This window comes from Roseateles sp. (genome assembly GCF_046300915.1).
GTDB lineage: Bacteria > Pseudomonadota > Gammaproteobacteria > Burkholderiales > Burkholderiaceae_C > Kinneretia.
This window is the reverse complement of the sequence record NZ_JBKCLH010000121.1, coordinates 1-18,692: the sequence shown is the minus strand read 5'-3', so window position 1 is coordinate 18,692 and position 18,692 is coordinate 1. Positions and strand designations below refer to the sequence as shown.

General features: G+C 68.7%; 15 protein-coding genes. 3 read left to right on the top strand and 12 right to left on the bottom strand.

Annotated elements, in window-relative coordinates:
- Positions 1 to 9: 9 nt before the first annotated feature.
- The 5 genes from ACK5F2_RS08990 to ACK5F2_RS08970 all read right to left on the bottom strand — a co-directional run bounded on the left by ACK5F2_RS08990 (position 10) and on the right by ACK5F2_RS08970 (position 5,483).
- Entirely contained in the window at positions 10 to 1,830 is a 1,821-nt protein-coding gene (locus tag ACK5F2_RS08990; RefSeq protein WP_409864193.1) for a cation:proton antiporter, read from the bottom strand.
- Complete coding sequence (locus ACK5F2_RS08985) at positions 1,820 to 2,413, bottom strand: NAD(P)H-dependent oxidoreductase (protein ID WP_409864191.1); 594 nt, start codon at positions 2,411 to 2,413, stop codon at positions 1,820 to 1,822. Before ACK5F2_RS08985 ends, ACK5F2_RS08990 begins: the two co-directional genes overlap by 11 nt.
- Positions 2,414 to 2,808: 395 nt before the next feature.
- Positions 2,809 to 3,426, bottom strand: a complete 618-nt coding sequence (locus ACK5F2_RS08980) for a PEP-CTERM sorting domain-containing protein (protein ID WP_409864190.1) — start codon at positions 3,424 to 3,426, stop codon at positions 2,809 to 2,811.
- 121 nt (positions 3,427 to 3,547) lie between these two features.
- Positions 3,548 to 4,747: a patatin-like phospholipase family protein gene (locus ACK5F2_RS08975; RefSeq protein WP_409864189.1), complete on the bottom strand. Its 1,200-nt coding sequence runs from the start codon at positions 4,745 to 4,747 to the stop codon at positions 3,548 to 3,550.
- A gap of 25 nt (positions 4,748 to 4,772) precedes the next feature.
- Positions 4,773 to 5,483 carry a phasin family protein gene (locus ACK5F2_RS08970; RefSeq protein WP_409864188.1) on the bottom strand — a complete coding sequence of 237 codons (711 nt, stop codon included), beginning with the start codon at positions 5,481 to 5,483 and terminating at the stop codon, positions 4,773 to 4,775.
- A 206-nt stretch (positions 5,484 to 5,689) separates the two neighbouring features.
- Between ACK5F2_RS08970 and ACK5F2_RS08965 the strand changes: the two genes are divergently transcribed.
- Positions 5,690 to 7,684 carry an SDR family oxidoreductase gene (locus ACK5F2_RS08965; protein ID WP_409864187.1) on the top strand — a complete coding sequence of 665 codons (1,995 nt, stop codon included), beginning with the start codon at positions 5,690 to 5,692 and terminating at the stop codon, positions 7,682 to 7,684.
- 24 nt (positions 7,685 to 7,708) lie between these two features.
- Here ACK5F2_RS08965 and ACK5F2_RS08960 read toward each other — a convergent pair whose 3' ends face one another.
- Both ACK5F2_RS08960 and ACK5F2_RS08955 read right to left on the bottom strand, forming a co-directional pair.
- Positions 7,709 to 8,638 carry a zf-TFIIB domain-containing protein gene (locus ACK5F2_RS08960; protein ID WP_409864186.1) on the bottom strand — a complete coding sequence of 310 codons (930 nt, stop codon included), beginning with the start codon at positions 8,636 to 8,638 and terminating at the stop codon, positions 7,709 to 7,711.
- A gap of 80 nt (positions 8,639 to 8,718) precedes the next feature.
- Positions 8,719 to 10,281: a methyl-accepting chemotaxis protein gene (locus tag ACK5F2_RS08955; protein WP_409864184.1), complete on the bottom strand. Its 1,563-nt coding sequence runs from the start codon at positions 10,279 to 10,281 to the stop codon at positions 8,719 to 8,721.
- 155 nt (positions 10,282 to 10,436) lie between these two features.
- Between ACK5F2_RS08955 and nudC the strand changes: the two genes are divergently transcribed.
- Positions 10,437 to 11,258: an NAD(+) diphosphatase gene (gene nudC / locus ACK5F2_RS08950; protein WP_409864182.1), complete on the top strand. Its 822-nt coding sequence runs from the start codon at positions 10,437 to 10,439 to the stop codon at positions 11,256 to 11,258.
- Positions 11,259 to 11,270: 12 nt separating this feature from the next.
- Here nudC and ACK5F2_RS08945 read toward each other — a convergent pair whose 3' ends face one another.
- A complete protein-coding gene (locus tag ACK5F2_RS08945) occupies positions 11,271 to 12,308 on the bottom strand; it encodes a zinc-binding alcohol dehydrogenase family protein (protein ID WP_409864181.1) in 1,038 nt (345 codons plus the stop codon).
- 101 nt (positions 12,309 to 12,409) lie between these two features.
- Here ACK5F2_RS08945 and ACK5F2_RS08940 point away from each other — a divergent pair, with 101 nt between their 5' ends.
- Positions 12,410 to 13,405: a LysR family transcriptional regulator gene (locus ACK5F2_RS08940; RefSeq protein ID WP_409864180.1), complete on the top strand. Its 996-nt coding sequence runs from the start codon at positions 12,410 to 12,412 to the stop codon at positions 13,403 to 13,405.
- A 13-nt stretch (positions 13,406 to 13,418) separates the two neighbouring features.
- On the opposite strand, the gene ACK5F2_RS08935 is transcribed toward ACK5F2_RS08940, so the two are convergent.
- The 4 genes from ACK5F2_RS08935 to ACK5F2_RS08920 form a co-directional block, all read right to left on the bottom strand.
- The gene (locus ACK5F2_RS08935) at positions 13,419 to 13,904 is read right to left on the bottom strand and encodes an META domain-containing protein (RefSeq protein ID WP_409864179.1); all 486 of its coding nucleotides are present in this window, start codon (positions 13,902 to 13,904) and stop codon (positions 13,419 to 13,421) included.
- 24 nt (positions 13,905 to 13,928) lie between these two features.
- Entirely contained in the window at positions 13,929 to 14,489 is a 561-nt protein-coding gene (locus ACK5F2_RS08930; protein WP_409864177.1) for a hypothetical protein, read from the bottom strand.
- A 65-nt stretch (positions 14,490 to 14,554) separates the two neighbouring features.
- Entirely contained in the window at positions 14,555 to 15,355 is an 801-nt protein-coding gene (locus tag ACK5F2_RS08925; protein ID WP_409864176.1) for a CHAP domain-containing protein, read from the bottom strand.
- A 95-nt stretch (positions 15,356 to 15,450) separates the two neighbouring features.
- Positions 15,451 to 18,624 carry an error-prone DNA polymerase gene (locus ACK5F2_RS08920; RefSeq protein ID WP_409864175.1) on the bottom strand — a complete coding sequence of 1,058 codons (3,174 nt, stop codon included), beginning with the start codon at positions 18,622 to 18,624 and terminating at the stop codon, positions 15,451 to 15,453.
- Between the last annotated feature and the right edge of the window lie 68 nt (positions 18,625 to 18,692).

Sequence of the window (18,692 nt, the reverse complement as noted above, 5' to 3'; positions counted from 1 at the left end):
GCGGCCAAGTCAGCTGTCGGGGCGATCCGTGGTCTGGCGCCAGCTGTTGACTATTCGCGGCATGCGGGCTTCCTGACTCAGCTGCCGCTCCAGCTCCTCGCGGTTGCGACGCAGCAGGCCGATGAACTCCTTGCGCTCCAGTGTTGTGGAGAGCTTCGCACTGGCTTGCAACTGGGCCTTGTTCGTGGCGCGGAAGCGGTCGGCCAGTTCGCGAGCCTCATGTGCATCAAAGCCCAGGAACTCGAGTACGCGTCGCCCCGCCAGCAGCGAGCTTTCGAACAGCTCGCGTTCGATCACGTCGGCACCCAGGCGCATGAGTTCGTAAGCATGGGGAACGTCGACCGCGCGCGCCACGAGTCGCAGATGCGGGAAGTGTTTCTTGGCGATGCTGACGATCTGCAGGGCCGTCTCCCGGTCGTCCACGGCCACCACCAGCACCTGAGCGTGGTGAGCCCCAGCCGCCTCCAGCAGGTCAAGCCGGGCGGCATCACCGTAGTGGATCTTGAAGCCGAACTGCTGCATGTTCGCGATGTGCTGGGCACCATGGTCCAGCACCGTGGCACTCATGCCGTTGGACAAGAGCAGGCGCGCCACGATCTGGCCGTAGCGACCGAAGCCGGCAATGATGACCGGGCTGTGCTCCATCGGATCGCTGCGTTCGGGCGCTGTCTCGGCTTGGCTCAGATAGCGTGCCGCCACGAGGTCGTTGAGCTTCATCAGCAGCGGTGAAGCCGCCATGGACAAGGCAATCACGAGGCTGAGCAGACCCGCATGCTCGGCACTGAGCATGGAGCCCGCCAAGGCAGCACCGATCACGACGAAGCCGAACTCTCCACCTTGGCCGAGCAGCGTCGCAAAGCTCAGGCGCTCTCTCACACTCATGCCGGCCAGCCAGGCCTGCAGATACAAGGTCAGGAACTTCACCGCCATAAAGGCCAGCAGCAGGGCAAGAATCGTGAGGGGCAACTGGGCGAGCAGTCCCAGGTTGATGCCGGCTCCGATGGTGATGAAGAACAGCCCCAGGAACAGGCCCTTGAAGGGTTCCAGGTCCGCCTCCAGCTCATGCCGGTACTCGGAGCTGGCCAGCATCACGCCGGCGATGAAGGCACCCAGCCCCGCCGACACGCCCACGCTGATCATCAGCTCCATCACCAGGATCACCAGCAGCAGTGCGGCGGCCACGAAGAGCTCGCGTGAGCCATTGGCGGCAATCCATCGCAAGCCATGACCGATCAGATAGCGTCCGGCCAGGATCAGTCCGACCACGGCGGCCAGGGCAGGCCAGGCCTTGAACGTGGGAGCGCCGCTGCTCGGAAACAGGACGCTGGTGGCGATCAGCAGGGGGATGGCCGCCATGTCCTGGAAGAGCAGGATGCCAAACGCCGATTTGCCCACCGGGGTGGCCATGATGCGGCGGTCGTTCATGAGCTGCACCGCCACTGCGGTCGAGGACAGGGCCAGCGTCAGGCCGATGAGCAGGGCCGGCAGCGGGGGCAGGCCCCAGCTCAGCACGGCCAGACCCAGCACGCAGCCGGTGACCAGCATCTGCAACAGGCCCAGGCCCAGCACCTGAGCCCGCATGGACCAGAGCTTCTTGAGGTCGAGCTCCAGGCCGATGGTGAAGAGCATCAGCACCACGCCCAGCTCCGCCAGCAGGGCCACGCCCGGGCTGCCGTCCGCCAGCTGAAGGCCATAGGGGCCGATCAAAACCCCCGCCAGCAGATAGCCCAGCACAGCGCCCAGGCCGAAGCGTCTGGCCAGGGGCACGACCAGGACCATGGCCGCAAGGTAGATCAGGATGTAGACCAGAACGCTGGCTTCAGCCTTCATGGCGTGGCTCCTCGCCGGCGCTCGGGGCCGGGTCCAGGCCGTGAAAGACGAGCTCCTCGATCAGGCGAGTCCGGTAGCCTTGTGCCGCGAGCAGCAGCTCCTCATCGCGCAGCGCACCGGCGTGATAGACGGTGTAGGGCGGCAACCATTCCATGCCGCAGAACCTCGCCAACTGCTCGATGGGGGTGGCAATGCGCTCCATGGGGTAGTGGTTGTAGCCGCTTTCGCTGTAGGCGCTCCGGTCGCCACCCGTCGTGGCGACCCACAGCAGGCGTTTCCCCGCCAGGGCCCGTGCCGAACTGCCGTCGGGGGCGTGGCCATAGGCCCAGCCATGCGCGAGCACCTTCTCGCACCACAGGGTCAGCAAGGCCGGCATGTGATACCAGTACAGCGGGTGCTGCAGCACGATGGTGCCGCTGCGCAGCAGGGCCTGCTGCTCCGCTTCCACATCGATATGGAAGTCGGGATAGAGCGCGTACAGATTCCGGGTCTGGACCTGGGGCAGGCCCTGTATGCCTCTTTGCAGTTCACTCCCCGCTCTTGAATGCCGGGGGTAGGGATGCGCATAGAGCACGGTGATCATGGGGCGTTGACAGGCCTGGGTGTATGAAAACGCCGGCTCGGCGGGGCAGCCGGCCCCGAGCGAGTTTCACGGCGTGTGATGCGGTCGCAGTAACGCTTTGCCGCAGTCCACATCATGCCTTGGCAAGCCCACCCCTGCCCCGGCTCTTGAGTGCGATGAGCCTGTATCGAGAGTGGCCGTGCGATGACGAAAATGCCGCTGGAACGCCTACATCGGCATCTCCAGCGGCAAGGCGCGACATCATCAGCCGAAAAGCAGCTGCGGAGTTCGACTATCCCTCGGCAGTTGCTTTTGCTGTCTTAAGTTTTGTAAAACCGTCGATCTGACGCGAAGCCAAGTCAGTCGCAGCGGCACATTTGGCGTGCCGCCGAGGACAGGCTTGGACGTCGAGAGATTTAGACGCCGTTGCGCTGGGCGCGGCGGCGAGCTACCAGGCCCATGGCGGCCAAGCCGGCCAGCATCAGGGCATAGCTGCTGGGCTCGGGGACGGCGCTGGTGACGCTGATACTGTCCAGCGAGGTGCCGTACGAGTCCGAAAGGCCCGCCGCCTCAAACTTCAGCGTGGTGCTGCTGCTGGTGGCCTTGAACTGGGCCACCACGGGGGTCCAGGCGGTGTTGGCGTCCTGGCCCACCAGGAAGGAGCTGACATTGCCGGCCGACCAGAGCAGGCCATTGCTGCTCTTGCCATCGCTGCTCGGCTTCTTCTGGTCGGGGCGCTGGGCATAGGCAAAGCTCAGCGTGTAGGTCTGGCCGACCACGGTGGCAAAAGTCTGGCTGATCCAGCTATTGCCCGTGGTGTCCAGCTCCACGAAGTTTTTGCCGTCCAGGGCGCTGCCGGAGGTGTTGTTGCGCAGTTCCACGCCGAGGGAGCCCGCAGTCCAGCTGCTCAGGCTGTTGAAATTGGCCCAGGTCGCGACCTGGTTGGACTCGAAGCTGCCGTTCTGAATCAGATTGACGGTGCCGGCATTGGCGATCAAGGGGCTGGCAAGCAGGGCAATGGCGAGTGTGCGCATGGTTTCCGGTGGGTGGTGAGGCATCGCATGGTGAGCGATGCATGGGGGTCATTGTCTGCAGGCCTGCCTTGCTCGACATCCCCGCGATAGCAGGGGCGATTGCGCCAGTCTGTGAACTACGTCACGGTTTGAGTCGCTCTTCCAGCTGATCCAGGCAGTCATGCAGGCGCCCCAGCGCAGCCTCGGTGCGGGCAGCCGCAGGGCTGCCGGCGCGGCCGACCAGGCGGCGTGAGTCGTCGCGCAGCCGGCCTTCATGCAGGCGCAGACCGTGGCGCTCCAGCTGGGCTATCAGGCTGGGGCTGCGCGCGCGCAGATGTTGTCGCGTGGACTGGAAGGCATGCTCGGCCAGATGGCGACGCCGGCTGTAGCTCAGGGTGTTGGCCATGAACATCTCGGCGTCCTGCGGGTCGGGCTGGAAGAGCAGGATGTCGGTTTGCGGATGGCTCAGGGTGTAGCGCTTGAGCCCCAGCTCCAGGCGTGAATGGATCAGGGAGCGCAGGGTCTGGCTCAGCACCAGGGGCAGGCCACCATCGACCAGGCGCGGGATGCGGGAGTGCTGATGACCGGCGGCGTAGGGCACCAGGGGGTTGAGGCAGATCAGCAGATCCAGACCTTCCTCCAGCAGCACCGAGGCGTGGATGGTCTTCTTGAGGGCGCCGTCCACATAGTGCCGGCCGTCGATCTCCACCGGCGGGAACAGGCCTGGCAGGGCCGCGCTGGCCTGCACCGCGCGCGAGATGGGCACATGGTCGTGGCCCGGCATGCCAAAGGGCACGGCCTCACCGCTGTCCAGATCGGTGGCCACCAGCACCAGGCGCTTGCCCAGCTGGCGGAAGTCGTCGCTGCGACCAGGGCGCTGGAACAGCTCGTGCAGCTGGCGGGCCAGGGCCTCGCCCGAGAGCAGACCGGTGGGCAGGGCGCGGCCCAGGCGTTCAAAGGCGGCGAGCACCGAGCGCCCCTGCAGCAGGCTCTGGAACAGGGCCTGCCCCAGCAGGCTGGGCAGCTGCTGCAGGCGCTGGGCGTATTCCTCCCAGGCTGGGCGCAGCATCAGCTCGGGATGGAAACGGTCCTGCTCCGGACCGCTGTTCTCGATGAAGGCGGCGCAGAGCTCACGCGGGCTCAGGCCGTTGGCCAGACCGGCGGCAATGAAGCCGCCGGCGCTGACGCCGATGAAGCTTGCGCAGCGGCGCAGGTCCAGACCCTCGATGGAGTCCTCCAGCGCGCACAGGGCGCCGATTTCGTAGATGGCTCCCAGCGGTCCGCCGCCGGCCAGGGCCAAGCCAATGCGCGGCGGCCGGGCCGGGGAACGCGGGGAACTCATCGTGGATCAGCCGCCTCCGCGGTGCTCAGGCTGCGGCGGCCGGTGTGCTGGGCGCCGCGCTGCGCTTGCGGGCCGGCGCGGCCTTCTTGGCCACGGCGGGTGCTGCCGGTGCGGCGGAGGCCGGCTTCTTGGCGGGGCTTGCTGCCTTGCGGGGCGCGGGTGACTTCTTGGCAGCGGGCGCGGCCCCGTTCTTGGCGGCCGGCTTGGTCGCTGCCTTGGCGGCGGACTTCGGTGCCGCCTTGGGGGCGACCTTGGTCGGCGCAGCCTTCTTGCTGGCGGCCTTCTTGGCGGGCGGGTTGATGGCCGCGCTGAGCGCATCGATGCGCGCGATCAGCAGCTCGACTTCCTTGGCCGTGGGCACGCCCAGACGCTTGAGCGCATTGGCCACGCGCTCCTCGAAGATGGACTCAAGCTTGTCCCAATGCTGGCCGGCCTTGGCGCCGACCTCACCGGCCATGCCGCTCATCTTGGCCGTCACCGTGGACAGGCGTTCCTCGGCGGCGCTCTGGGTCTTCTTCTGCAGCTTCATGCCTTCGCTGACCAGGGCCTCGAAGACCTTGCCACCCTCGCCCTGGGCCTTGGAGAAGGCGCCCAGGCCCGCGGCCCAGATCTGCTGCGCCGAATCCTTGACCGACTGGGCGATGGCGCTGTCCAGCAGGCCGGCGGGAATGCCGGGGATGGCGGTGCTCTCAGCGGCCTTTTTCTTGGCGGCCATCTTCTGAAGCTTCTTGACCATGATGTGCAGTCCTTCTGTGTCGTCGATGGAATCGGTGCTTGGGTCCACTATAGGCCCGTACCGTGGCAGAACCACGCGCAATCCTAGTGAGTGTGCTCTACCGACGACTCCGGGAAAGCGCGCAGCTTGGGGCTCTTGGCCCTGGACAAGAATCGAGCCCAAACCCAGGATTTCATGGGTGTTCACTGCTATTCAGGAGACGAGGCATGCAGTATTTCGTGACCGGCGCGACGGGCTTCATCGGCAAGCGATTGGTGGCCAAGCTCTTGGCCCGACGCGGCAGCACGGTGTACTTTTTGCTGCGCGAGGAGAGCGCGGACAAGCTTCCCGAGCTCTTGGCCTTCTGGGGCGTCAGCAAGAACCGGGCGATTCCGGTGTACGGCAATCTGGATGCCAAGCGCCTGGGCGTGGCGAGCGAGCAGATCAAGGCGCTCAAGGGGCAGATCCAGCATGTCTTCCATCTGGCCGCCATCTACGACCTGGCCGCACCCGAGGCGGCCCAGGTGCGGGCCAATATCGAGGGCACCCGCGCCCTGGTCGAGTTCGCGCAGGCCATCGACGCCGGGCATGTTCACCATGTCTCGTCCATCGCAGCGGCGGGCCTGTACGAGGGCGTGTTCCGCGAGGACATGTTCGACGAGGCCGAGAACCTCGATCACCCCTACTTCATGACCAAGCACGAGAGCGAGAAGATCGTGCGCCGCGAATGCAAGCGGCCCTGGACCGTCTACCGGCCGGCCATGGTGGTGGGCGACTCGCGCACCGGCGAGGCCGAGAAGGTGGACGGCCCCTACTACTTCTTCAAGCTCATCCAGCGCCTGCGCCAGATCCTGCCGCCCTGGATGCCCTCCCTGGGCCTGGAGGGCGGTCGGGTCAATATCGTGCCGGTGGATTTTGTGGTGGACGCTTTGGTGCATATCAGCCACCAGGAGCGCAAGAGCGGCGGCTGCTTCCACCTCGTGGACCCGGTGGGCTACCGCGTGGGCGATGTGCTGGACATCTTCTCCAAGGCCGCTCATGCGCCCAAGATGGGCCTGTTCGTCAATGCGGCCCTGCTGGGCTTCATTCCCAAGAGCGTGAAGAAGGGGCTGATGGCCCTGGCGCCGGTGCGTCGCATCCGCAATGCGGTGATGAAGGATCTGGGCCTGCCGGACGAGATGCTCACCTTCATCAACTACCCCACGCGCTTTGACTGCCGCGAGACCGAGAAGGCGCTCAAGGGCTCGGGCATACGCTGCCCCAATCTGCACGACTATGCCTGGCGCTTGTGGGACTACTGGGAGCGCCATCTCGACCCCGACCTCTTTATCGACCGCAGCCTCAAGGGCGCGACGGCCGGCAAGGTGGTGCTGGTGACGGGCGGCTCCTCGGGTATCGGCCTGGCCGCGGCCAAGAAGTTTGCCGAGGCCGGCGCCATCACCCTGATCTGCGCCCGCGACGAGGACAAGCTGGCCGCCGCCCTCAAGGAGATCCGCGAACATGCCGGCCCCAAGGCCCAGGTCCACAGCTACTCGGCCGATATCGCCAACGAGCAGAGCTGCGCCGAGATGGTGGCCTGGATCAACGAGAACTTCGGCGGCGTGGACTTCCTGATCAACAACGCCGGCCGCTCCATCCGCCGTGCCATCGAGAGCAGCTACGACCGTTTCCACGACTATGAGCGCACCATGCAGCTCAACTACTTCGGCTGCCTGCGCGTGACGATGGGCCTGCTGCCCGGCATGGTGGCCAAGAAGCGCGGCCATGTGGTGAACATCTCCAGCATCGGCGTGCTGACCAATGCGCCGCGCTTCTCGGCCTATGTGGCTTCCAAGGCTGCGCTGGACGCCTGGACGCGCTGCGCCTCCAGCGAGTACGCGGATCTGGGCATCACCTTCACCACCATCAATATGCCCCTGGTGCGCACACCCATGATCGCGCCCACCCAGATCTACAACAATGGGCCCACCCTGGCGCCCGAAGAGGCGGCGGACATGATCGCCCAGGCCTGCATCGCCAAGCCGGTGCGCATCGCCACGCGACTGGGCATCACGGGCCAGCTGCTGCACGCCCTGCTGCCGCGCGTGGCCCAGATCGTGATGAACACCAGCTTCCGCATGTTCCCCGACAGCGAGGCGGCGCGGGGCGACAAGGCGGGGCGCTCACAGCTTTCTGCCGAAGCCATCGCGCTGCAGCAGATGATGCGCGGCATCCACTTCTGAGCCGGGCGCCGGCCGAGTGAGCGGCTAGAAGAACAGCCACCAGAGCAGCAGCAGGCCCAGCCCCAGCGCGGCCTGCCAGGCCTGCGTGCTGCCCACATCCTCGTCCGGCCGCAGCCGGTGCAGCAAGCGCGCCAAGCCGGTATCGCGCCAGTCGCGTGGGCGCCGTGTCGGGCGTGCGGTGGAGGCCGGCTGGCGGGAGGCGATGTCTTGGCGCCACTGCGCCTCCAGCTTGTCCAGCAGCGGATTCAGGTCCAGCAGCGAGGGGGCCAGCACCGCATGGCCGCAGTGCTCGCAGTGCGTCTGGCGGCCGGGGTCCAGCGCCGCGCCGCAGCCATGGCAGGCCCAGGCCCACAGGGCGGCGGCAGCTCGTGCCGCGCCGGTCTCGGGATCACGGCCCGGACTTGGCCGCAAGGCCTGGGTCAGACGCGGCAGGTCCAGCATCTGCAGCGGGCTCTCGCAGTAGCGGCACTGTGTCTCTGAGCCCTGTGCGGGTGCACCGCAGTTGAGGCAGCAAAGGCTGCGACCCTCCCGCTGCAGCGCGCCGCGATCGGCCGGCAGCACGGCGCGCACCAGGCCGCGTTCGGCCAGCACGCCGGCATGGCTGTGCAGATGTCCGCCACAGCCGCTGCATTCCAGCGCGGGAAAACGGCCATACCGGGTCTGGTTCTGCACGGGCTTGAGCGGGCGGCGGCAGAGCGGGCAGTCCAGCATCGTGGCGCCTTTCGCCACCGTGGCCACGGGCGTTCCCGGCTGCTCTTGCAATTCGCGCAGCAGCGCAATCCAGCCCAGGCCGTTGAGCTGGACGGACTCCAGGGTGTCAAACCAGACCAGGCGGCAGGGCGGGCAGTGGTCCACGGGCACACTGCGCCCGCTATGGGCGGGCAGGCCCAGATGCTGCATGGTGGCTGCGCATTGCGGGCAGCTGAGCTGATGGGGCTGGCCTAGCAGTTGCATGGAAAGCTGAGGGGCGGGGCGCCGCGCATCATCGCAGCTTTGAGCCCCGCACCGCCATGCCGCCCGCGGCGGCTTGAAGCTCAGACCTGGAACACCTGCACCGCCTGCGCCAGGCGGCCGGCCTGGTCCTTGAGTTGTTCGCTGGAGGCCGCCATCTCCTCTACCAAGGCCGCGTTCTGCTGCGCCACCCGGTCCAGCTCATGCACCTGCAACTGCAGCTCGGCAATGTCCTCGTTGTCCTGGCCCGAGCTCTGGTCCAGGCTCGTCATCAGGCTGCTCAGACGCTGGATCTCGTCCACCATGCGTGCCAGGGTGCGGCCTGTGCCCTCGATCTGTTGCGTGCCCTGCTCGCTGCGGGTGGCCGCCTCGCCGATCAGGCCCTTGATCTCGCGCGCCGCGTTGGCCGAGCGCTGGGCCAGGGCGCGCACCTCGGACGCCACCACGGCAAAACCGCGGCCGCTCTCGCCGGCGCGCGCGGCCTCCACCGCGGCATTGAGGGCCAGGATATTGGTCTGGAAGGCAATGCCGTCGATCACGCCGATGATCTCGGTGATGCGTTGGGTGGAGCCATCGATGCCGCGCATGGCCTCGATGGCGGCCTGCATCTCCTGACCGGCCTGGCGCGCCACCGCCTGGCTGGCCTCGGCCAGGCTGCGTGCCTCGCCCGCATGCACGATGCGCTGGCGCAGGCGCTGCATCACCTCGTCCAGGCGCGCGCTGGCGCGCTGGGTGGTGGCGGCGGTCTCTTCGGTGCGGCTGGACAGGTCCAGATTGCCCTGGGCGATCTGACCCGAGGCGGCGTGCAGCTCGTCCACATTCACCCGCACCTCTCCCACCACCCTGGCCAGGCTGCGCTGCATGCTGTGCATGAAGGCCATCACGCTGCTCTGGTCGCCCTGGGCTACGGCCATAGGCTGGTTCAGGGCGCCGCGGGCGATGCCCTGGGCCACCTCACGCACCGCGCTGGGCTCGGCGCCCAGGGAACGCAGGATGCGGCGCGTGATCACCCCGGCCAGGCCTATGCCCAGCAGGCAGGCCGCGCCCAGACCCAGCAGGGCGCTCCAGCGCGCCTGCTCGTAGCGGCGCAGCCCCTTGTCGTACTCCTGCTGAGCCACCTGCAGCTGCACCTCGACCAGGGCATTGAGCTTGTCGCTCAGCGGGTCGATGGTGGGGTAGAGCTGCTCGCGCGCCAGTGGCTCCAGGCCCTCCAAGTCACGGGCCTGCATCAGGGCCAGCAGGCGCATTCGCAGCGTTTCGGCACGCGCCATCAAGGGCGTGATCTCGCTGACCAGCGTGCGTTCCTGCGCGACCAGATATGTCTGGGTATAGGCCCGCCATTCCTGCGCTACCTTCTGGCCGGCTTCGTCCACCAGGCGCGCGCCTTGGGCCCAGTCCAGGCTGCCCATGCGAACCTTGTGGGTGGTGTCCACGAGGTTCACCGCATACATGTCCGACACGGTCTTGAGTTGGCGCAAGGGGACGACCCTGTCGTCGTACACCGTTCGCAAGGATTCGTTGGCCTGGGACAGCAGCAGCATGCCCCCGAGGGCCAGCAGGGCCATCAAGAGGCAGAGCAGGGCGGTCAGCAGGGTCAGGCGGGCGCGCACGCTCGGCACGCGCGCGAACAAGGCGTCAAGCAGCATTTTTTGTCTCCCTTGGGTGCGCCTGCAGTGGCGATCACCTGCGGGCAATGTAGCCCGCGACGAGTGCGCCAGGCAACCGAATTGCACCGTTTTAGGGCCTTGTCGGCGGGGCGCGCGATAGGCCGGGGTGCAGGCCCGGACGCTACAGTGAGTACATGGAATTCCAAGCCGCCATCGTTGCCGATGCTCAGTCCGCCAGTGCAAGCGCCTGGTGTTTCGCCTTTGTGGAGGGGCGGCTGCTGCTGCCGCAGGCGCTGCCCGAGCAAGGCCTGGCCCCGCTGGCGCTGCAGCACTTCGAGGGCGGCCTGCAGGCCCGCCACTATCTGGGCCGGCTGGACGGCCTGGACTGCTGGGCTCTGCGTCTGGCCGAGGCGCCGCCGGGCTGGCAGGCGCAGAGCCTGCGCGCCGCGATGATGAGCCTGCCGGGGCCGCTGATGGCCCTGGCCGGACGCGCGGCCCAGGTGCTGGAGTGGGACCGAGCGCACCGCTTCTGCGGGGTCTGCGGCACCGCCACCGAGGCCCTGGCGCAGGAACGCGCGCGGCGCTGCCCGGCCTGCGGCCACACGGCCTATCCGCGCCTGAGCCCGGCCATGATGTGCCTGATCTGGCGCACAGGCCCGCGCGGCCCGGAGCTGCTGCTGGCGCGGGCGCCGGGCTTCGCGCCGGGCATGTACAGCGCCCTGGCCGGCTTTGTGGAGGCGGGCGAGTCCCTGGAAGACTGCGTGCACCGCGAGGTGCTGGAGGAGGTGGGTCTGCGCGTGCAGGGCCTGCGCTACTACGGCAGCCAGAGCTGGCCCTTCCCGCACAGCCTGATGCTGGCCTTCACGGCCGAGTGGGCGGGCGGTGAGATCGTGCCCCAGGCCGGCGAGATCGAGGACGCGCAGTGGTTCCCGCTCGACGCCCTGCCGGGCATCCCGCCGCGCTTTTCCATCGCGGGCCACCTGATCCGCGATCTGGTGACCCAGCTGGGCGGCTGAGGCCGGCCGCGCTCAGAAGCCCTGCAACACCAGCTTGCCGCGCTGGCGCTGGCTTTCCTGCTGGGCGTGGGCGCGCTTGAGCGTGGCGGCGTTGATGGGGCTCATCACCTCGGCCAGGGTGCTGCGCAGCTGGCCGGCATCCACCAGGCGCGCCACCTCGGCCAGCAGCCGGCCCTGCTCGGCGATGTCGTGCGTGCCGTGCATGGAGCGGGTGAACATCATCTCCCAGTGCAAGGACAGGGCCTTGCCCTTGAGCGCCATCACATCGATATCGCCGGGGCCGAAGTCATCGATCAGGCCCAGGCGGCCCTGCGGCTCCAGCGCGGCCACCAGATCGGCGAAATGCGCCGGCGTGTGCGTCAGGCTGGCGGCATAGCGCAGCGGCGGCAGGCCCTGCTCGGCCTGCAGGCGTGTGATCTGCGGCGCCAGCGGCTCGCGGTGGTTGATCACATGGTGGGCGCCCAGCTCGCGCAGCCAGGCGCCGCCCGCGCCCTCGGGCTCGGAGCTCGTGCCCACCACCCGCAGATGCGGCAGCTGGCGGGCCAGCTGCACAAGGATGGAGCCCACGCCGCCGGCCGCACCGGTGACCAGCAGGCTCACCGGGCGCTCGGCCTGCTGCTGCACCTGCAGACGGTCGTGGAGCAGCTCCCAGGCGGTGATGGCGGTCAGGGGCAGGGCGGCGGCCTCGGCGTCGCTGAGCGAGGCCGGGGCGCGGGCCACGATGCGGTGATCCACCGCCTGGAACTGCGCATTGCTGCCGGGGCGGGTGATGTCGCCCGCATACCAGACCCGGTCGCCCAGGGCGAAGCCGCGCACCGCCGAGCCCAGGGCGCGCACCACGCCCACGGCATCCCAGCCCAGCACCACGGGGGTCTGGCCATCGGCGCTGGCGCGGCGCAGGCGCACCTTGGTGTCCACGGGGTTGAGGGCGATGGCGCTCACCTCCACCAGCAGGTCCTGCGGCCCCGGCGTGGGCGTGGGCAGTTCCAGGTCCAGCAGGGACTCGGGATCGTTGATGGGCAGGCTCTTGAAGTAACCGACGGCTTTCATGCTGATGCTTTCTCCTGAAGCGCCACCAACCGGGCGCGATGGCCGAATCTTGAGGGCTGGGGCAGAATCAATGAAGACGCTTGAATCGCTATCAGTTTCAAATGGAAATTGAAAATATCCAGGAGCTGCGCCTGCTGGTGGAATGCGCCCGCGGCGGTAGCTTGAGCGCTGCGGCGCGCGAGCTGCAGATCACCCCGGCCGCGGCCAGTGCCCTGCTCAAGCGCCTGGAGGCGCGGCTGGGTGTGCGCTTGGCCGAGCGCAGTACCCGGGCCCTGCGGCTCACCGCGGCCGGCGAGCAGCTGCGCGACTATGCCCAGCGCGTGCTGGAGCTGCTCGAAGAAGGCGTGGCCCAGCTCAGCGAGGGCGGCGCCGCGCCCGGGCGGGCTGGTGCCGCGGCGGCCGCGAGCTTGCGCGGGCGCATCCGCGTGAGCGCTTCCAGCGACCTGACGCGGCGGGTGCTGCTGCCCCTGCTGGATGAGTTCCTGGCCCGGCACCCCGGCGTGGAGCTGCAGCTGCAGGTGGGCGACTCCCTGCTGGACGTGGTGCGTGACCAGGTGGACCTGGCCCTGCGCTACGGCGAGCTGGCCGACTCCGCCCTGGTGGCGCGCCAGCTCTGGAGCGGTCGCCGCCTGCTGGTGGCCTCACCCGACTATCTGCGCCGCCGCGGCTGGCCCCGCCATCCGCAGGCGCTGGACGGCCATGAGTGCATACGTTTCAAGATCGGCAACCGGCTGGAGCGCGACTGGGCCTTCTGGTCGCGCGCCGCGCCCCAGGGTGCGCCCCTGGTGGTGGCGGTGCAGGGCCAGCGCAGCGCGGATGATGGCGGCATTGCCCACCAGTGGGCGCTGGAGGGGCGCGGTCTGACCTACAAGAGCGAGCTGGATGTGCGCGACAGCCTGGCCAGCGGGGCTCTGGTGGAGGTGATGCCCGACTGGGTGGGCCGCCCCATGCCCTTGCACGCGGTGCTGCCCAGCCAGCGCTTTCTGCCCCTGCGCCTGCGCGCCCTGGTGGACCATTTGGCCCAGGGGCTGGCTGCGCCTGCGGTGTCGCAGCCTACCCTGGTGGGCAGGGGCCGAGCCAAGCGCGCCCTGGGATGAGGTCGGGCCTAGCCTAGGGGGCGCTTTGTTCGAAACGCGCCAGCGGCGCCATGCGGGCGCGGTGCAGGTGCAGCTGACGTCCGTCGGCGAAGTAGCCGTCCACCTGGTCCAGCATGCGCAGGTACTGCTGTTCCAGCGTCATATCGGGACAGGCCCGCAGCGTGGCCGCCAGCGGCCCCAGGCGCAGGCGCTGCGGACCCTGGCCCAGGGAGGCCTGGCCGCTGAAGCTGTTGCAGCCCGCAAAGCCGCTGACCGAGGCGCCATCGGCGCTGAAGATCAGGGTGGGCACGCGGCCCTGCTCATCGGGCTTGACGGGCTGGCCCATCAGCTCCACCAGGCGCCAGGGCCGGGCCTGTGCCGTCAGCTTCGGATCGGCCGCGGCCTGGTCTTGGACCGCCGGTGCCGCGGGCTGGGTGGGCGCGGCGCCTGGGGACTGGGCGCAGGCGGCGAGTTGCAGCAGGCCCAGCAGGGTGAGCAGGCGTGGCAGTCCGGTCTTCATAGGCTTCTCCTTGGAAATGCGGGCTCACAGCGCCATATTGAGCGGGGTGAGCGTGGTCTTCTTGACATGGATGCTGATGATGGCCACCACCTCATCGGGCGGTGCCGGGCGCAGCAGCTGGTCGGACTCCACCGTGACCTTGCTGACCAGGGCGTCGTCCTCCAGCAGGCAGAAGAAGGGGCTGGGGTCGGCGGGCTCGGGCGGCTCGGCGCGGCCCTCGTTGGAGCCGTGGGGCACACGCAGCCCGTCCAGCAGGGTCTTGAGCCGGTTGTCGATATCGCCGCCATCGGTGATCAGCTGTCCGCGCGGCTGCTGGCGCAGCAGCAGCACCGAGAGTTCGGCATAGAGATCGAGCTTGGGGCTGACCAGGGGCGCGAAGAGCAGTCCGCCTTTCTCGATGATGAGGGAGGGCCGGTCCGGCAGGGCCGGGTGGGCCAGCAGATGCGCGGCCTGCTCGCGCAGCGGCCGCTGGGTCTGCCACAGGCGCTGCAGCTGTGGATGCAGGGCGCGGCGTATCTCCCATTTGTGCGGCGATTTGGCACCCTGGCCATGCAGGGGGCCTTCGTAAACCAGTCGAAATTCCATGGCGTGGCGATGGCGGGGGCAGGTCTTGAGTGCTGTTGAGCATAACGCTGCGCACCGGCCGGCTTTCAGAGGCCACCGTAGTCAATGAAGCCCTTGTTGATGTCCAGCAGCTTGCGCGTGAGCCGGTAGACGCCGCCGCCCTCTCGCGTCTTGCTGGCGTCGGTATTGCCTTCGATGGTTTCGATCAGGCCGCCGCCCACGCGCTCGACCAGGCCGGTGTGGCCGGCGCCCCCGCCGAAGTCCATGATGAAGATCATGCCGGGCTGGATCAGGCCAGGGTTGGCCAGGGCCTGGCTGCGTGTGATGCGGCGCGCGCCATGGGTCGTGGCGCCCTGCCAGTGCGCTAGGCAGCCGGCGGTGCGGAGCATGGGATTGGCGCGATGCATGGCCTGGGCCGCCTCATCGAAGCACCAGTACACAAAGGCGCAGCACCAGGGGTAGCCGCCGCCCAGACCGACACGCGCCAGGTACTTCTCCACATCGGGGCCGCGGTTGGAGTTGGGCGGAATCTCGCGCACGCCGCGCTTGCACTCGGCCCCAGCGATCTGCAGCACCTTGCTCAGCAGGGCGTCGCCGCTCGCCTGCGGGCTGGGCGCACTCAGCTGGCGAAAGAGCACGGACCAGGTGATGGCGCCGATCTCGCCATCGGCCTTGAGCGGCCGGCCCTGGGCATCGACATGGCGGGCCTGGAAGAGGCGCACCGCCTGCTTCATGGCCGGCCCGAGATTGGGGTTGCTCTGGTCCAGGGGCTGCAGGCCCTCGCCGCCCGGTCGCAGGGCCAGGGCCTCATTGAGCTGGCGCTTGAGCGCCCTGACCAGGGCGGCGTCCTGCTCGCCCTGCTTGATCACACGGCCGGGATAGTCCATCGCACGCTCCAATGCCAGTGGGGGTGGGGCGATGCTAGGCGCCTGGCGTGCGCGCACCATCCCCAAGGCGTTGGAGCCCGGCGCTGTCCCGGCCTTCAGTGGAAATCGCGGCTGGGCGTGAAGATGGCGCCCAGCAGCGGGCTCAGATCCTCGAAATGCTGGGCCAGCAGATGGGCCACGCCGTTCTGCTTCTGCCAGCGGCCCTGCACGGCCAGCAGGCGCGCGCTGATGATGGTGGAGCGGTACTTGGCATAGACATCGGCCCAGACGATGACTTGCACGCTGCCATGCTCGTCCTCCAGCGAGATGAAGATGGTGCCCTTGGCCGTTTGCGGGCGCTGGCGCACCGTGACGATGCCGCAGCTGCGTGCGCTGCGGCCGCTGCGCCAGTCGGCCAGCTCGGCCGAGCTCTTGAGCCCGCGCTCGGCCCGCTGGGGCCGCAGCAGGGCCAGGGGATGGCGGCGCAGGCTCAGCCCGGTGGCCGCATAGTCCCAGCGCACCTCCTCGCCCTCGGGCGCGGCCTCCAGCGCCAGCTGGGCCTCCGCCTCCACCTCGTGCGCGCCGGCCTCGCGCAGCAGGGGCGGCAGGCGCTGCCAGGCCGTGGCCTGCCAGACCTGCTGGCGGCGGTGGCCGGCCAGGGACTGCAGCGCGTCGGCCGCGGCCAGCTGCTGCATTTCGCGCTGCTCGAGCCGGGCGCGCAGGGCCAGGTCTTGTGCATCGGCAAAGGGCGCCTCGGCACGCGCCGCGACGATGCGCCGGGCGGCCTCGGCCGCCAGGCCCGCGACCAGATGCAGGCCCAGGCGCACGGCCAGGCCGGTGTGACTGCTCGGGGCCGGCTCCAGGCTGCTTTCTTCCAGGCTTTGGCACACATCGGCCGGCCGCACCTCTACGCCGTGGCGCCGCGCGTCCTGCACCAGCTGGCTGGGGGTGTAGAAGCCCAGGGGCTGGGAGTTCAGCAGGGCGCAGAGGAAGATGCCCGGCTCGTGGCATTTGATGTAGGACGAGACATAGGTCAGCAGGGCAAAGCTGGCGGCATGGCTCTCGGGGAAGCCGTAGGAGGCAAAGCCCTTGATCTGCTTGAAGATGCGCTCGGCGTACTCGTCCGCGTAGCCGTTGCGGCGCATATTGCTGACGATCTTGTCGTAGAACTGCTGCAGGTCGCCGGGGCGCTTCCAGGCCGCCCTGGCGCGGCGCAGCTGGTCGGCCTCGCCGGCCGTGAAGTCGGCGGCGATCATGGCCACCTGCATCACCTGCTCCTGGAAGATGGGCACGCCGAAGGTGCGCTCCAGCGCCGGTTTCAGACCCTGGGGGTAGTCGATGGTGCGGCCGGCGCGGTGGTCGGCGCGGTTTTTCAGATAGGGGTGCACCATGCCGCCCTCGATGGGCCCGGGCCGCACGATGGCCACCTCCACCACCAGGTCGTAATAGTTGCGCGGCTGCAGGCGCGGCAGCATGGACATCTGGGCGCGGCTCTCGATCTGGAACACGCCCACGGTGTCGGCCTTGCAGATCATGTCGTAGGTCGGCACATCGCCCTCGGGGATGCTGGCCAGCTCATGAGCCACGCCACGCCACTGGCGGTAGAAGTCGAAGCAGCGGCGCAGGCAGCTCAGCATGCCCAGGGCCAGCACATCCACCTTCATCAGCCCGACCGAGTCCAGGTCATCCTTGTCCCACTCGATCACGGTGCGGTTCGCCATGGCCGCGTTCTCGATGGGCACCAGCCGGTCCAGCGGCCCCTGGGTGAGCACGAAGCCGCCCACATGCTGGCTCAGATGGCGCGGCATGCCCATGAGCTGGCGCGAGAGCTGCACCAGCTGGCGCAAGCCCTGACCCTCTTCGTCCAGCCCCAGCTCCTCGCAGAGCTGGTGCAGGCGCGCATCGGGCAGGGACTCCTCGGACCAGCCATGGTGATCCAGGGCCAGGCGCTCCAGCAGGGCCTCGTCCAGCCCCAGGGCCTTGCCCACATCGCGGATCGCGCTCTTGGGCCGGTAGCTGATCACGGTGGCGGCCAGGGCGGCGCGCTCGCGGCCGTACTTGCGGTAGAGGTACTGGATCACCTCCTCGCGGCGCTCATGCTCGAAGTCCACATCGATGTCCGGTGGCTCCTTGCGCTCCCGGCTGATGAAGCGCTCGAACAGCAGGGTGCTGCGGCCCGGGTCCACGGCCGTGATGTGCAGGCAGTAGCAGACCACGCTGTTGGCCGCCGAGCCCCGGCCCTGACAGAGGATGCCGATGGAGCGGGCATAGGCCACGATATCGGCCACGGTCAGGAAGTAATGCTCGTAGCGCAGCTCCTCGATCAGGGTCAGCTCATGCTCGATGCGCTCGCGCCAGGGCGCGGGCACGCCGGCCGGCCAGCGTTTGGCCATGCCTGCATAGGTCAGCCGGCGCAGATGGCTGCTGGGCGTTTCGCCCGGCGGCACCACCTCGCTGGGGTACTGGTACCGGATCTCGTCCAATGAGAAGGTGCAGCTCTGCATCAGCACCAGGCTCTGGGCCAGCAGCTCCGGCGGGTAGAGCTGGGCCAGGCGCAGGCGGCTGCGCAGATGGCGCTCGGCATTGGGCTGCAGATCGAAGCCGCAGTCGCGCACCGGCCGGCCCAGGCGGGTGGCTGTCATCACGTCCTGCAGGGCCTTGCGCGAGCGCACATGCATATGCACATCGCCGCAGGCCAGCAGGGGCAGGGCGGTGGCTTCGGAGACCGCGCGCAGGCGCTGCAGCCAGAGCTCGTCGCCCAGCTCGCGCAGCAGCTCCACGCCGATCCAGGCCTGGCCCGGGTGATGGCGCAAGAGCCACAGGGCCGGGGCCAGCAGCTCGGCCTCGCTGGCCTCGCGGCGCGGCAGCAGGATGATCTGGCAGCCCGCCAGCCGCCCCGGCATCAGCTGGGAGCGCCGCAGCCGGTACTGGCCCTTGCTGGCGCTCTCGCGCCGCAGCATCGTGATGAACTGGCAGAGATTGCCGTAGCCCTCCAGATCGCGGGCGATCGCGACGATCTTGAAGTCCGGCTCACCCGTTGCGTCGTCGCGCACCAGGAATTCGGCGCCGATCAGCAGGCGGGGCAGGGCGGCCTCGGGGCCCTCGGCCTCGCGCAGGCGCTTGAGCTGGGTGTAGGCCCGCACCACGCCGGCCAGCGAGCATTCATCGGTCAAGGCCAGCGCCGCATAACCCTGCGCATGCGCGCGCTCCACCAGCTCGGCCGGTGTCGAGGCGCCGCGCAGAAACGAGTAGTTGCTCAAGCAATGCAACTCGGCATAGGCTGAGATCATGGTGCTCTCCGGGGTGTGGCGGGCCGGCCTATCCGCCGGGCCGCCCCAAGGATAGGCAGCGCCCCCTC

Bases quoted from the DNA above. Each gene is read 5' to 3' on its own strand.
- ACK5F2_RS08990 (WP_409864193.1), bottom strand. From the start codon at position 1,830: ATGAAGGCTGAAGCCAGCGTTCTGGTCTACATCCTGATCTACCTTGCG.
- ACK5F2_RS08960 (WP_409864186.1), bottom strand. From the start codon at position 8,638: ATGCAACTGCTAGGCCAGCCCCATCAGCTCAGCTGCCCGCAATGCGCA.
- ACK5F2_RS08940 (WP_409864180.1), top strand. From the start codon at position 12,410: ATGGAAATTGAAAATATCCAGGAGCTGCGCCTGCTGGTGGAATGCGCC.
- ACK5F2_RS08945 (WP_409864181.1), bottom strand. From the start codon at position 12,308: ATGAAAGCCGTCGGTTACTTCAAGAGCCTGCCCATCAACGATCCCGAG.
- ACK5F2_RS08980 (WP_409864190.1), bottom strand. From the start codon at position 3,426: ATGCGCACACTCGCCATTGCCCTGCTTGCCAGCCCCTTGATCGCCAAT.
- ACK5F2_RS08965 (WP_409864187.1), top strand. From the start codon at position 5,690: ATGCAGTATTTCGTGACCGGCGCGACGGGCTTCATCGGCAAGCGATTG.
- ACK5F2_RS08970 (WP_409864188.1), bottom strand. From the start codon at position 5,483: ATGGTCAAGAAGCTTCAGAAGATGGCCGCCAAGAAAAAGGCCGCTGAG.
- ACK5F2_RS08925 (WP_409864176.1), bottom strand. From the start codon at position 15,355: ATGGACTATCCCGGCCGTGTGATCAAGCAGGGCGAGCAGGACGCCGCC.
- ACK5F2_RS08935 (WP_409864179.1), bottom strand. From the start codon at position 13,904: ATGAAGACCGGACTGCCACGCCTGCTCACCCTGCTGGGCCTGCTGCAA.
- ACK5F2_RS08920 (WP_409864175.1), bottom strand. From the start codon at position 18,624: ATGATCTCAGCCTATGCCGAGTTGCATTGCTTGAGCAACTACTCGTTT.
- ACK5F2_RS08955 (WP_409864184.1), bottom strand. From the start codon at position 10,281: ATGCTGCTTGACGCCTTGTTCGCGCGCGTGCCGAGCGTGCGCGCCCGC.
- ACK5F2_RS08985 (WP_409864191.1), bottom strand. From the start codon at position 2,413: ATGATCACCGTGCTCTATGCGCATCCCTACCCCCGGCATTCAAGAGCG.
- ACK5F2_RS08930 (WP_409864177.1), bottom strand. From the start codon at position 14,489: ATGGAATTTCGACTGGTTTACGAAGGCCCCCTGCATGGCCAGGGTGCC.
- nudC (WP_409864182.1), top strand. From the start codon at position 10,437: ATGGAATTCCAAGCCGCCATCGTTGCCGATGCTCAGTCCGCCAGTGCA.
- ACK5F2_RS08975 (WP_409864189.1), bottom strand. From the start codon at position 4,747: ATGAGTTCCCCGCGTTCCCCGGCCCGGCCGCCGCGCATTGGCTTGGCC.